Genomic DNA, 13,905 nt, shown 5'->3' on the forward strand with positions numbered 1-13,905 from the left:
AGTCACGCCTCCTCTTGTGCAGGTTTGATACCGCGGTCCGGGCTGACCCAGCGTGCGCGTTTCTGATGCTGGTTGAACAACACCTTGGGAAAGCTGACCAGAGTAGTGAGCAGGCTCACCAGCCAGAACACCATCGGGTACCACACGGTCCAGAACAGGGTTTTCCACAGGTCTTTTTCGTAGCGCCGGTCGATCAGGATGCTCACCGCAAACTGCAGCAGGCATACCATCGCCAGCACCAGGCCGGTAAACGCGGGCGGCACCAACGAGCTCACGGTGATCGCCGCCGGCAGCGTGACGAATTTACCCACGGCCCAGAAGATCACCGACAGCAGGAAGGTGAAGGCCCAACCGGTGGACAGGCAGTATTCGAACAACAGCGGCCACAGGTAGCGGTGGCGCCATTGCCAGATGCCACGGATGTTCTTGAACAGCACTTCGGCGCCGCCCTGGGCCCAACGCAGGCGTTGTTTCCACAGGCCGCCGACGGTTTCGGGCATGAGGATCCAGCACAGCGCGCGCGGCTCGTAGAAGATTGCCCAGTGATCGAGCTGCAGCTTCCAACTGACATCGATGTCCTCGGTGATCATGTCGGTGCTCCAGTAGTCGATGCGGTCCAGGGCCTTCTTGCGAAACGCCACCACCACACCCGAGACCGTGAAGATCCGGCCAAACACCCGCTGGGTACGCTTGATCAAACCGATGATCGAGGAGAACTCGCCCACCTGCACCCGGCCGATCAGGGTCGAGCGGGTACGAATGCGCGGGTTGCCGGTCACGGCGCCCAGGCGTGGGTTGTCGAGCATCGGCGCCACCATATAGGCCGCCGCGTTTTTATCCAGCAAAGCATCGCCGTCGATGCACACCAGGTATTCACTGCGGGCGGCCACGGCGCCCATGCGCAGGGCCACGGCCTTGCCCTGGTTCTGCGCCAGGTGCAGCACGCGCAGGCGCGGGTGTTGCAACGCCAGGGCGTCGAGTACTGCGGCGGTGTTGTCGCTGGAGCCGTCGTTGACCGCGATCACTTCGATGTTCGGGTACACCTGGCCGAGGGCCGCATCAATGGTGTCGGCGACGTTATCGCCCTCGTTGTAGCAAGGGATGATGATCGAGATCAGCGGCTCGCCGGCCAGGGTCGGCGCCGGCGTGTCTTCTTCCCACGGCCAGTGGCGTTCCCAGTGCAGCCAGAAGTACAGGCCACCGGCGATCCACAGCGCCGACATGAACAACGGGTAGAAGAACACGAAGTCCATCAAAAACTGCCCGGTCACCAGGAAGATCAGGCCCAGGGGCAAGCCCAGTACCAGTGCCAACACGAATAGAGCCAGGATTCTGTCAACCATGATCAAGGGTTCCATTGGTTGGAGAGGGCCGGACGGATGGTCTTCAAGTCCGGGGAGTTTTCCAGGAAGTTGTCCGGGTAGTAGCCGAAACTGGTGACGCCCTGGCGTTTGAGTACACCCATCCACTCTGCCAATTGCTCAGCGCTGATATCCGGCGCGGCCTGGGTGCGCCAGTCTTTGGCTTGCAATTCGAAGATGGTTTTTTCCATCGCGCCGGGGCGCGTCTTGACCGTGGCGATGAGTTTTTCCAGCCAGGCGTTGGAGGTCTTCACTTCCTGGCCTTCCATCAACGGCATGGCCATCGGCGCGGTCCAGTCGTAGGCCTGGAGGAAGTCATCGAGGTTCTGCGCGAACCAGGTTTCGCTGCCAGGGTTGAGCATGGGCTCGGCGAAGATATTGCGCGCCGTCAGCACCTGCGGGCCACGGATGGCGCGGACCTTGGCGGTGAGCTCATGGGTGAAGTCGATCAGGTAGCGGCTTTTGAAGCGGGTCCAGCGCTGCATCACGGCCGGGTCGGCACGCAGGGCGGCGATGCTGTCCGGCAAACCTTGGGCCGCGTAGGCCTTGAGCGCGGCGGGGCTGGCGTCTTCGAAGTCGTTGAACACCGCATCATCGTGGTAGAGGATGCCGTCAATCGGCCCTACACGCGCCAGGTCTTGGTAGATCTCACCGATGATCTGCCGCACCTTGGGATCAAACGGCGACAGGCGTTTGTATTGATCCGGGTCGGGGCCGACCTGGCCGGTTTTCGGGTCCCAGCGGGTGACACGCGGCAGCTTGGGGTCCAAGGCAAAACTCAGCACCGGCATCCAGGCGTACACACTGGCATGGGCGCGGGTGTGCAACTGCCAGGCGACCCGGTTGAACAGGTCGGCCCGCATCGGCAGGTGGCGGTTGGGGAAGTACAGCGAATGCACCAGGCCGTCACCCTTGGGGTCGGCAAAGGCTTGCAGGAAGACGGTGCCGGCGCCCATGTCCACCACGCGCTGAACCAACACGTCGAGGTTGCGCGCCTGTTGGGCCGGGTCGGGGTCGTATACGTTGTCCAGGTCTACGTGCAGCACGCGCATCGGCGCCTTGGCCTGCACGGCCACCATGCTGTTGGCAAAATGCTCGCCGTCCGGGTCGGAGGCCACCAGAAAGCGTGGGCTGTTCATCAGGTTGCCGAGGTCGTCGAGCCCATCCTCCAGGGTCAGCGCCATCTCGTAGCCGTGCTCACCGACCACCGCCAACGAGGTGCCATCGGCCGCCCCATACGGCCACACCCAAACACGCGGCGCCTTGCCGGTGACGGTACGGATTTTGTTCGAAATCGCCGCGACGTCAGCCCGCATGCGCGCCTGGAACTGCGCTTCGCTTTCGTAGCCGTTGGTCTTGGGGTCAAAGCTTCGCGTGGTGGCGGCGGGTTCCAGGTTGCCCTGGGGGTTGGCCAGGATGCCCTTGTGATTGGCATCGGTGTGGGCGGCAATTTCCACCAGGCCCGACTGGGACACTTCGCGAATCTGCTGCCACGTCAGGAATTCTCCCCGTGGTCGTGGTGTACCGGCAAAGTCCACCGGTTGGTTCAGCGGCGTGTCGATCCAGGAGCCCACCGGGGCCAACAGAGCCGGCCAGTGATAAGCACGCAGAATCGGCATCACGCGGGTGTAGAAGCTGGAGTAACCGTCATCGAAGCTGAGCATCACCGCCTTGGGTGGCAATGCCGGGCCGCCGCGCCTGGCCGCCAGAATCTGATCGACGCTGACCGCCTGGTAGCCATTCTCCCGCAGCCACGCCAACTGCTCGATCAAACGCTCGGTGCGCACCGCCACCACGGCTTGATCGGGGTCGCGATCTTCCACGTCGTGATAGGCAATGCCCAAAAAGTGGTTCTTCGGCCACGGCGCTTCGTTGGGCGCTATCGGCCGTTCGGCGGGTGGGGTGTAGGGCGCGGGTTGTTGGGCGCAGGCGGCGGCCAGCATTACACCCAGGACCAACAAGCAACGGCTGAGGACGGTCATGGTCAGGCTCTTTTAGAAACGGTAAGTGAGGTCGACGAGCAGGCGCAGATCGCGTTCGCGATCACCGTCATAAGGTCGGCTGATCAGGCTGAGGTTGGCGCCCATTTCCAGTACGTCATTCCAGCGATAGCGTTGGCCGTAGCCAATCAAGCCGATACCGCCGGTGGAATAGTCACGCTGGCTGTAGGTACCCGCGCCGATTTGGAACTGCTGACTCCACTGGGTTTCGTAGCGGTGATAGAGCACGTGATTGACGTTGATCATGGGCAACACCGTGAAGTCCGACTTCGGGTTGAAGTACACGGTGTCTTCCTTGCTGTTGCGGCTGGCGCCCACTTCCAGGCCCAGGTCCACTTGCACATGGGGCGAGCTGTAGAGGCCTTCGCGGCCGGTGAGCAAGGCTTCGAAGCGGTCGTTGCCATCGCTGAAATGGGACGGGCTGAGGGTCAGCTTCCACTCGCGGCTTTCGTTGGCGCGCCAGCGGATAAAACCGCTGCCGCCGTTGGCTGTGACGCCGTCATTCAAGGCTCGCAACGGGGTGGTGCTGAGCAAATAGCCGAGGCTGCCGCCGTATTGCCAGTGGTCGTTGATGTCGCGGGCAATCGACACGCTGGCGCCTTGCTTGGAACCATCGCCATAGGAGTGGTTGGACACTTCGGCTTCGATGGTCATGTCACGGGTGCGACGCTCCACGCCCACGCGCTGCCAGCGATGTTGGCCGGTGCCTTCCTGGAAGTCGGCGGTGGCATAGCCGGCGCCCGCAAACAGGCGCCAGTCTTCGTCGATGGGCGGCGTGTAGATCACGCTTTCGATGCCCCAGTCTCGGCTGCCGGAGACGGCACCGGCGTCGTTGTTATTGCCGCCACCGTAGCTTTTGCCGGTGTAGGCCTCGACACGCAACTCGGCCATGTCGTGCACATCGCGCAGGCGGCTCAGGCGCTGCACCTGACGGTTGTCCGGGTTGCGGGCGAGCACGTCGTCGGTGAGCGTGTCCATCTGCCTCCATTCCTGCAAGTCCATGGCGGTATAGGCTTGGGAGACTTCCAGGCCGATGTCGCGGGGGGCCTGGGTTTCGGTTTCCTTGAGCGTGCCTTCGGCGCGGCGCGGCCAGTCACGGGCGCGGTACATGTCGGCCTGCGCCAGGCGCAGGCCCACGTTGCCCGGGGCCTTGGCCACCAGCGCCTCCAGGCTGGCCTCGCTGCCAGGCAGGTCACCGCCATAGGTCCCGGCCTGGGCGGATAATTGTTGGGCGTCCATCCAGTTGTCATTGGGGTTACCAATGGGCAAGCCCTTGAGTTCAACGCGGGGGTTTTGCTCCTTGGCCAGGTTGTTGGCGACCTGGCGAGCCTCGTCGACCTTGTCGCTTTCCAACAAGGCGTAGAACAGCGCCGTGCTGTCATCGACCCGATAGCTGGCGTCGGTGTCGGGGGCGGTGAGTACTTGGCGGTACAGCGGCTCGGCCTTTTCCGGCTGACGCTGTTCCAGGTAAGAGCCGGCAACCCAACGCAACGCGTAGGTGGGCAGTTGCACGCCTTCGCTGGTGAGGGTCTGGTAATCGCGGATCACCTCGGCATGCCGTGCTCGCGCCTTGAGCGCGCCCAGGCGGTCGATGCGCCAGCGAACGACATCGTCCTTGGCTGTGGCGTCGGGGGCCCAGCGGCTGATCAGTTTGTCGTAGTCCTGCAGAGCACGGTCAGCAATGACGTAGCGTTCCTTTTCGCTGCGCGTGGCGAACTCGGCCATGCGCACACGTTCGGCGGCAAGGTCGCCTTCCAGGCGACGCTGGGTAACCGCATCCACCAGACCAGGGCGCTTGGCCGACAGACGCAGTGCTGGCTCCGGCAGCCGCGCCTTTTGCAGGGCGACGATGTATTCGCGGGCCACTTCGGGCTTGTCACCGGCGCGGACAAAGGCTTGGTCGAATTCGAACAGCGCGTCGTAGTTCAGGCCAGCGCGTGTCAGCGCATACCCCAGGGCCATGCGGCGGTTGGGGTCATTGGGTTGCGCCGCCACCAGCGTACGCAGGCGTTGCACCGCCTCGTTGGCTTTGCCGCCATCGGCCTGGGTGAGGGCCTGGCCCAGTTGCAGGTCGACGTTATTGGGCTCACGCAGCAACGCCTGGCGATAGACCGCTTCGGCCTGAGCCCACTGCTTTTGATTGCGATACGTGCGCGCCACCGTGGCGAGTGCCTGGGTGGTGAGGTTGCGATGCTTGCCTTGCGCCTCGTACACCTTGAGCACTTCAGCGTCTTGCCCGGCCCAGCCGGCGATCACCAGGTGGTCACTGACCTGGCCTGGGGTCTGGCGTTCGGCGGAGAGTTGGCGCAGTTGGGTCAGCGCCGGCGTGAAGTGGCCGTTGCGGGCCTGGATGATCAGGGCGTCGTAGGCTGGGTCGGCAAACGCAAGGCCTGGAACCAGCAATTGGCTGCACAGGGCGGCCCCGATAAGCAGACGCAACCGGCCGGAGGCACTGTAGGGGTGGTTTCGCAGCATATCGTGAGCTTCCTTACACACGGAAAGCCTTAACGATAGGTGATCCTGAGCGAAACGCATCAGGGTGTCGGCGTCTCGTGACCCGACCTAGCTTTCCTGGATGCACTATCACCGAGCGCGGTTCAGAAAAGCTCAAATCAAAACATTTATTCAGAATTGTGCGAGTGCGGTGTTTTGCCCCTCACAAAAAACAAATGTGGGAGCAAGATTTGGGTGGGAGCCGGGCTTGCCCGCGATGCAGGCACCTCGGTTATTCAGCCAGACCGAGGCGATGCTATCGCAGGCAAGCCAGCTCCCACACAAGCCAGCTCCCACATTTTTTACTGCATTTCAGGTTTATTGGGCGCCGCTGACCGCACCGACTTTGGACATCACAAAGCTGAGGAACTGCTCAACGGTCATCTTCTGGCCGTTGAAGGTCACTTCGTTGTTGGCGTAGTGCAGCTTGGAAACTACATCGGTGCCCACCAGGGTCGCCAGTTGGGTGCCAACCGCCATGCTGCTGACCATCTCGGCCGCCATCTGCGATTGCTGTTCGATGGCTTGCGGGTCAGTCACGCCGCCCACCTGGGCTTGCAGGGCCGCCACGTCGCTGATCATCGGCTTGGACAGGGTGAGGTTGGCATCCAGCAGCGAGACCATTTGCTTGCCCAGTTCAACCGGCGGCAGTTCCATGGACGTTGGCTTGGTCAGGTCCACCACTAGGTTGAACTTGCTTTCGCCACGGGTGGTTTTGAGCGACAGGTTTTCCACGGCCAGTTGTGGCTTGGCGGCCAGCACCTGGTTGACGTTGGCTTCGGCCAGGGCTTGCTCGGCTTCGGTCATTTGCAGCTCCGGCACCGGTTGACCGGCAGCGGCAGCGGCTTGCACCGGTTGCATCTTGTCTTGGTAGAGCTTGGTCAGCACCAGCATCGCCGGGATGTCGACGTTCTTCATGCTCACGGCCATGGCGGCCGAACCGACTGCTTTGCCCTGGTAGCCGATCTCGTCGATCTTGTAGTCGACGCGGCCAGCCAGGTTGTTGTCCTTGGTCTCGCTGGAGTCTTTCTGCTCGAAACCCTTGAGGGTCAGCACGGCTTTCTGCGGGCCGAAGGTGACCTTGGTGTCGGTCAGTTCCACGGTGTTCTGGCCGGTGTAGAAACCGAAGGTGGTTTTTTCCAGGTTGCTGGCCACGGTCAAGCCGGCCAGTTCTGCTTCGAACGGTGCGCCTTCGGCGTCCACTGCGGCAACTTTGAGGCTGTTCATGAAGCCTTCGGCCTTGACCTTCTGGCCTTCGGCGCTGCTGTCGAAGTTGAGGTTGGCGCCGGAGAAGCTCACCGAGGAGGTGGCCTCTTTGAATTCCAGGGGCAGCAATTCGATGTTGCCGCTGACCGAACGGCTATAGCCGATATTCGCCACGCCTTTGAGCGGCGACACGTCTTTGCTGGCGGCAAACCATTTTTCGGTGGTGGGGTTCTTTTCCAGTTCGTAGTGACTGGTGGCCATGACCGGCAACCACTTGAGGGTCACCAGGCGCGAGAACGGCAGCGGGCCGTGTTCGATATGGTCGACGAACAGCAATTCCGGGTTCGGGTTGTCTTCGCCGAACACGCTGCCTTGGCCCTTGAGGCGATAGTGCGCGGTGCTGCTGAACACGCCACGGTCCAGGGACACCAGCTCCAGGGTCACGCTGCCATCGACGCCGGCCATGGAGGTCTGCAGTTCTTTATTGGCGCTCTGGATAGCGGTTTGCAGGACCGGCTCCAGTTGTTTACCGGTGTACCAGGCACCGCCCGCACTGACGGCGCCGACGGCGACAACAAAACCCAAGAAAACAACGGCTGGCTTATTCATGAAGTGACCTGATCAAATCCTGTGAGAAGTGGGCTGTCTTCCTTGAACCCTATAGGGGTTCCTGTAGGAGCGAGCTTGCTGGCGAAGACCGCATGGGCACCGCGTTCATTCAGAATGCACGCGTTATCGTCGGCGTCTTTCGCGAGCAAGCTCGCTCCTACAGTCGTGGCCCGAGAGGCCAAAGGCTGGGGAAGATTAGCACTGGCGGGCGTAAACGGCCCAGCCTTTCAGAGGGATCAGTTCAGCAGGAGTTCAGGAGTACTCTTGTTCGACTTCATCCAGTTGGTGATCAAAACTCTTCAAGCGTGCGGTCCAGGTGTACACCAACACCTCGAACTCGCGGTGTATCACGGCATTGCCGGGGGTGTCGGCCTTGGGGTCGCAAAAATCCAGCTGGTAGCGCTCGCGGGCCATTTGCGTGGCCACGTCGGACAATTCCCGCGCGTTATCCAGCCAATGCCTACCGTCGGCAACCTGTCGGTCCAGCAGCACGCATTGTTTTTTCAGGACTTCGAGGCTTTTTTCCAGCGGCGTGCCGGTGAGGTCGCCCATGACTTCCTGGAACGTGCGCCCCGGCTGCCAGTAACTGCCCCAGAAATAGCGGTCGAATACGGTTTCGACGCGGCGCAGGGCAACCTTGGTGTCCCAGATCGCCACGCGGGTCTTGCCCTGTTCGAGGAGTTTTTTCTTCACCCGCTGGTTTTGATACGACGCCCAGGCCACCACGCCGATGGACAAGGTGCCGATCACCAGGCAGGCGCTGTCGAGGAACACCATGGCCTTGTCGAGTTGATGGGCGAGCATGACGCCGTAAAAATACGCGGCCGATAACAACACCAGTGCAAAGAGCACGCACCAGAAAGCGGGAGCATAAGGGTTTTTCATTCTTGGAATCCCCATGAGCAAACGCGAGCTTTGTCGGGCGAGGCGTCAGCGGGCCTCACCCAAGAAAGCATAGCAATCACCTCACGGTTTGCCGGGTTTTTGCCCTTGCGTTCGTCCGCTTTCCCAACCGCCGCCCAGGGCCAGGAACAGGTCGATCTGGCTCATGGCAACCTGGGTGTTGGCGGCCGCCAGTTGCGCACGCATGTCGGTGTAGGTGCGGGTGGCTTGCAGGTCGGCCAGGAAGGATTCGCGGCCGGCCTGGAAGAAGCGGTGGGTCTGGCCTGCCGCTTCTCGGGCCGACTGTTCGGCGTCGGCCAGGGCGTCGCGGCGCTGCAACACGGCGGTGTATTGGGCCAGGCCGGTCTGGGTTTCGCGGATGGCGTTGAGCACCACGCCGTCGAAGTGGGCCAGGGCGCCCTGAGTTGCCGCTTCGGCTTCATGCACCCGGGCGCGGGCGCCGTTGGTCGGTACGGTCCAGCTGATCATCGGGCCAAAGCCCCAGCGGTTGGTGGCAGGCGTGCCGAGGTTTTCCAGCAAGCCGACGGTGCCGACCGTGGCGCCGATGCTGATGTCCGGGTACAACGCGCCGGTCGCTACGCCGATGCGTGCGGTGGCGGCGGCCAGTTGGCGTTCGGCCTGGCGCACGTCCGGGCGGCGCTTGAGCAGCGTGGCGCCGTCGCCCACCGGCAGCAGTTGGGCGATATGCGGCAGCTCGGCGCAGGTGCCGGTGCCGGCGGGCAGTTGGTCGACCGGTTTGGCCAGCAACATCGACAGCCGGAACAGCGCCGCCTGACGCGAAGCTTCATAGCGCGGGATGTCGGCGCGCAGGGATTTGTATTGGGTTTGCGAGCGCGTCACCTGGGTCTCATCGCCACGCCCTGCATCGCGCAAGCGCTGGGTCAGTTTGGTGCTCTGGGCTTGCAGGTCGAGGGACTCGTTGGCAATCGCCAGTTCTTCGTTGGCCGCGCACACCTGGGTATAGGAACGCACCACATCAGCCACCAGCGTAATGCGGGCGATATCCGCTGCAGCCTGGGTGGCGTCAGCGCTGGCCTGGACGCTTTCGATGCCACGCTGCAGGGTGCCGAACAGGTCGAATTGATAAGACGTCGTAATGCCAACGCTACCGATATTGCCGACCGGGACCTTGTCCGGCAGCAAGAAGGCCTCGCCAGACTCTTGCAAACGCTGGGCCTCGGCCTTGACGCCGGCACTCCAGCCGCCAGCGGATTCGGCCTGCTGTACCTGATAACGCGAGCGCTGCAGGTTGGCGGCGGCCACGCGCAGGTCGGTGTTGGAGGCCATGGCCTGGCGCACCAGCTCGTCCAGGCGCGGGTCTTGGTAGAGCTTCCACCAATCGGCCGGCACCGGTGCCGAGACGACGTTGCTGCCCTCGCCCATGATCGGCCCTTGCAGGTCGCCACGGTTGACGGCGGCCTGTTCCGGCAGTTTGTAATCGGGCCCCACCACTTGGCAGGCCGACAGCAACAACCCCAGGGAAGCGGTTGCCAGAAGCCGCTTCATGGTTTGTCCCCGTCTTTAACCTTGTCGTCGATGATCGACACCGTCGCGGTGCGCCCGGCGATCATGCGAAAGTCCGCCGGCACGTCATCAAAGGCGATACGCACCGGGATCCGCTGGGCCAGGCGCACCCAGCTGAACGCCGGGTTGACGTTGGGCAGCAGGTTGGAGCCGCTGCTGCGGTCGCGGTCTTCGATACCGGCGACGATGCTCTGCACGTGGCCATGCAGGCGCGCGTTGTCGCCGATCACACGGATGTCCACGCCCATGCCGACGTGGATGCCGTCGAGCTTGGTCTCTTCGAAGTAACCGTCGATGTGGAAAGAATTGCTGTCCACCACCGACAGCACCGGGCGCCCGGCGGTGACGAATTCCTGGGTACGCGGTGCGCGGTCGTTGACGTAGCCGTCCACGGGGCTGCGGATCACCGAGCGGTCGAGGTTGAGTTGGGCGGAGTCCACCGTCACTTGCGCTTCGGCCAGGGCTGATTGGGCGCGGGCGACGCGGGACTGGCTTTCTTCCAATTGCTCGCTGGGCACCAGGTTGCCCAGGCCACGGTTACGCTTGTACTCACGCTGGGCCTGGGCCAGGGTTTCCTGGCGGTCGGCCACGGCGGCCTGGGCTTGGCGCAGGGCCAGCTTGAAGCGGTCCTGGTCAACGGCGAAGAGCACCTGGCCCTTGGTCACCAACTGGTTGTCGCGCACGTCCACGCGCTGGATCAGCCCGGAGACGTCCGGGGCGATCTGCACGATGTCGGCACGGATGTGGCCGTCACGGGTCCAGGGCGCAAACATGTAGTACATGACCATGCGCCACACAACGACGACCGCGAAACTCACGACCAACAACGTCAGGACGACACGGCCGATAGTCAAAAAAGGTTTTTTCATGTCATCAGATATCGACTGAGTGAGTCCACTGCGCCCAGCAACAGCGCGTAGAGCCCCACATTGAACAATGCCCGGTGCCAGACCAGGCGATAGAAGTGCATGCGCGTCAACAACCCGTGCACCACCAGAAACAACACATAAGTAATGCCCATCAGCACCAGCAGCGTGGGCAGGAACACCCCGCTGATATCCAGGTCACCGATCATAAAGGCGCTCCATCAGGTAACGGCGCTTGCATCTCTGTACCGCCAATGAACTCCACACCGGGCAACAGCGCCAGGCGCAGGCCGGCCAAGGCGTGCAGCAGATGCAGGCGGGTGTCGTCTTCGTCTTGCAGGCCCTGGCCGTTGAGGGCGCGGCGCGTGCGGTCCAGGGTCATCAGCAGACCGCTGGGCGCCGGCAAGCGTTCACCCGCCTTGAGGCAGGCCTTGAAATAACCGCCCACGCCTTCCACCACCTGGTTGAGCAACACCCGTGGCACACCGAGGATACGTGGCGAGTAGGCCAGCAGGTCGAGCAGGTTCAGCGCCACGCGCAGGTCGCGCAGGGCGATGCCGGTGTCCTGCCCGGTGAGGGCCAGGCGCGGCAGGTGTTGCATCAGGCGGTCGAGCATTTGTGCGGCCATGTGCCGGTGCTCGGCCAGGGTGGCGGGCTCGGTGAGGCTGACGATGTCGCGCCAGCTGAAACGGGTGAGGCGCTTGGCTGCCAGCTCTGCCCCGAAGGGCCGGGCGATCAACGTCCACACGAACGCGAACAGCAGGCCCACGGGACCGGCCAGGTTGACGTTGGCGAAGTTGAGAAAGTCCGCGTCATAGGCGCCCTGGATGCTGATGAAGGACGACGTATTGACCAACGTCAGCAACATGCCCAGGTAAAAGCGTGGCTGCACGGTGAGGGTGCCGATGCAGATAAACGGCACGGCAAAGGCCAGCACCAGCATGGGGAAGTCATGCAGGTTGGGCAGCACCAGAAACAGATACAGGCTGGCGAACAGCACCGACATGGCGGTCCAGAAAAAGAACCGGTAGATCTGCGGCGCCGGGTCGTCCATCGAGGCGAAAAAGCTGCACGCCACGGCGGCGAGGATGACGGCGCTGCCACCGTCGGTCCAGCCCAGCAGAATCCACAATACCGAGGCGACGATGATCGCGGTGACGGTGGAAAACGCCGAGTAGAACATCAGCCCACGGTCGAGGAACGGCGTGAGCCGGCCCAGGCGCCAGTGGCGGTAGACGGCGCGCCAGGTGTCCTGGCTTTCGCATTGGATGGCGGCTTGCAGGCTGCGGCAGTCTTGCCACAAATCGACCCATTCGCCCAGGCGGTACAGGGCGTTGGAGAACAGCAAGGTGTGGCGGTCATCCAGCGCTTCGCCTTGGGGTTGGGCGGCGTCGATCTTGTCACGCAGCACGCGCCAGCGATCCAGGGGCGCTTGTTCGGTGGTGCTTTGCAGCCAGGCATTGGCCTCTTCCAACAGCGGCGTGAGCTGATCGAGAAACTCCGGCGCACGGTGCTCGATGGCGTACACCGCATCATCCAATGCGTCGATCACTGGCAACAGGTGAATCATGCGCCCACGCAGTTCCTTGGTGTTGCGCACCGTCTGCGGGCGCGCGCCTTCGTGGGGCAGTTGGCCGATCATCAACTCAAGGGTATTGAAGGTGGCGACCATGCCGCCGCGCAGGTTGCTGACTTCTTCGGGGTCGACCTTGCGGCTCAGAAAGCGCTGGCTATAGACCTGCGCGTCGCTGAACCACTTGGCCACCGAGCCATCGAACACCGGCATCAGGCGCCGAGGCCAGAACATCGCGCCCACCACCGCCGCGACCGCAATGCCGAGGAAGATTTCTTCGGTACGCGCCTCCGCCACATCCCAGACCGCCAAGGGGTTATCCACCACCGGCAGGGCAATCAGCGGCAAGGTGTAGCCGGCCAGCATCAGGGCGTAGTTATTCGCGGTGCGCAGGTGCATGGACAAGAACAGCAAGGTGCCGGTCCACAGCGCAATCACCACCACCAGAATGTAGGGTGACTGCACGAACATCGGCACAAACAGCACCGCCGCCGCCGCGCCCATCAAGGTGCCGATGGCGCGGTACAGGGCTTTGGAACTGGTAGGGCCGACAAACGGGCTGGAGACGATATACACCGTGGCCATCGCCCAGTACGGACGTGGCATTTGCATGAGCATGGCGATGTACAGCGCGATCATCGACGCAGCGAAGGTACGCACCCCGTAGAACCAGTCGCGGGCAGGCGGGAAACCGGTAAAAAATCCGTTCAAGACGACACAGCCTCAGCCGCTTCGAAGGCGCGCAATACACGCAGTGCGGCTTGCAGATCGTCGGGGGCGATATCGGCCAACACGTCCTTGCGCAGGCGCACCAGTTGCGCCTCCACCGCCTGCACCAACTCACGGCCACGCTCGGTGAGGCTCAGAGCCTTGGCGCGGCGGTCGTGGATGTCTTCGGTGCGGCAGACGTAACCGTCACCGCACAGCCGGTCGAGCAGGCGCACCAGTGATGGGCTTTCCATACCGGACGCCTGGGCTACTTTGACCTGGTGCACACCGTCGCCCAAGCGACCGATCATCAACAACGGCACGGCGCAGGCTTCGGAGATGCCATAGCTCACCAACGTGGTCTGGCAGATTTTGCGCCAATTACGGGCGCCCACCACCATGCTGCTGCTGAGGCTCATCTGGAGTTGTTCGAGGGATTGAGGCACTGGATAGTTCGCATACAGTTAGTTTGCTAACTATCAATATGGTGGAGGAAGGGTTCGCCGTCAAGTTTTGAAACAATTTCGCAGATGAGTGGTGGGATGTGGCTTGAGTAAAGCGGGTTTTAGGGTAGGCATCAGCAAATCGCTGATATTCGCCATACGACAAACAAAATGTGGGAGCTGGCTTGCCTGCGAAAGCGGTGGTTCAGTTGAATATTC

10 protein-coding genes are annotated in these 13,905 nt (G+C 62.7%); all 10 read right to left on the reverse strand.

All coding sequences use genetic code 11. The features are described 5' to 3' along the window. Nucleotides 1-2 precede the first annotated feature (2 nt). The 10 genes from pgaC to V8689_RS29025 all read right to left on the reverse strand — a co-directional run bounded on the left by pgaC (nt 3) and on the right by V8689_RS29025 (nt 13,662). Nucleotides 3-1,343 carry a poly-beta-1,6-N-acetyl-D-glucosamine synthase gene (gene pgaC, locus V8689_RS28980; protein WP_014716391.1) on the reverse strand — a complete coding sequence of 447 codons (1,341 nt, stop codon included), beginning with the start codon at nt 1,341-1,343 and terminating at the stop codon, nt 3-5. Nucleotides 1,344-1,345: 2 nt separating this feature from the next. Beyond that, entirely contained in the window at nt 1,346-3,343 is a 1,998-nt protein-coding gene (pgaB, locus tag V8689_RS28985) for a poly-beta-1,6-N-acetyl-D-glucosamine N-deacetylase PgaB (RefSeq protein ID WP_047712293.1), read from the reverse strand. A 12-nt stretch (nt 3,344-3,355) separates the two neighbouring features. After that, on the reverse strand, nt 3,356-5,836 hold the full coding sequence (pgaA, locus tag V8689_RS28990; protein WP_056782542.1) for a poly-beta-1,6 N-acetyl-D-glucosamine export porin PgaA: 2,481 nt from the start codon (nt 5,834-5,836) through the stop codon (nt 3,356-3,358). 336 nt (nt 5,837-6,172) lie between these two features. After that, complete coding sequence (locus V8689_RS28995; protein ID WP_056782541.1) at nt 6,173-7,669, reverse strand: YdgA family protein; 1,497 nt, start codon at nt 7,667-7,669, stop codon at nt 6,173-6,175. Nucleotides 7,670-7,921: 252 nt separating this feature from the next. Then, nucleotides 7,922-8,554 (reverse strand): hypothetical protein, encoded by a 633-nt coding sequence (locus tag V8689_RS29000; RefSeq protein ID WP_019819550.1) that lies wholly within the window; start codon nt 8,552-8,554, stop codon nt 7,922-7,924. Nucleotides 8,555-8,635: 81 nt separating this feature from the next. Then, nucleotides 8,636-10,078, reverse strand: a complete 1,443-nt coding sequence (locus V8689_RS29005) for an efflux transporter outer membrane subunit (RefSeq protein WP_056782540.1) — start codon at nt 10,076-10,078, stop codon at nt 8,636-8,638. Then, on the reverse strand, nt 10,075-10,965 hold the full coding sequence (locus tag V8689_RS29010; protein WP_032894228.1) for an efflux RND transporter periplasmic adaptor subunit: 891 nt from the start codon (nt 10,963-10,965) through the stop codon (nt 10,075-10,077). Before V8689_RS29010 ends, V8689_RS29005 begins: the two co-directional genes overlap by 4 nt. Beyond that, nucleotides 10,962-11,171 (reverse strand): DUF1656 domain-containing protein, encoded by a 210-nt coding sequence (locus tag V8689_RS29015; RefSeq protein ID WP_003187469.1) that lies wholly within the window; start codon nt 11,169-11,171, stop codon nt 10,962-10,964. The genes V8689_RS29010 and V8689_RS29015 overlap by 4 nt, the downstream gene beginning before the upstream one ends. Beyond that, nucleotides 11,168-13,246 carry an FUSC family protein gene (locus V8689_RS29020; RefSeq protein ID WP_056782539.1) on the reverse strand — a complete coding sequence of 693 codons (2,079 nt, stop codon included), beginning with the start codon at nt 13,244-13,246 and terminating at the stop codon, nt 11,168-11,170. The genes V8689_RS29015 and V8689_RS29020 overlap by 4 nt, the downstream gene beginning before the upstream one ends. Next, nucleotides 13,243-13,662 (reverse strand): MarR family winged helix-turn-helix transcriptional regulator, encoded by a 420-nt coding sequence (locus V8689_RS29025; protein WP_003187465.1) that lies wholly within the window; start codon nt 13,660-13,662, stop codon nt 13,243-13,245. Before V8689_RS29025 ends, V8689_RS29020 begins: the two co-directional genes overlap by 4 nt. Nucleotides 13,663-13,905: the final 243 nt, after the last annotated feature.

The sequence above is a fragment of the Pseudomonas sp. AK181 genome (assembly GCF_051122975.1).
In the GTDB taxonomy this organism is placed as follows: Bacteria; Pseudomonadota; Gammaproteobacteria; order Pseudomonadales; family Pseudomonadaceae; genus Aquipseudomonas; species Aquipseudomonas lactis.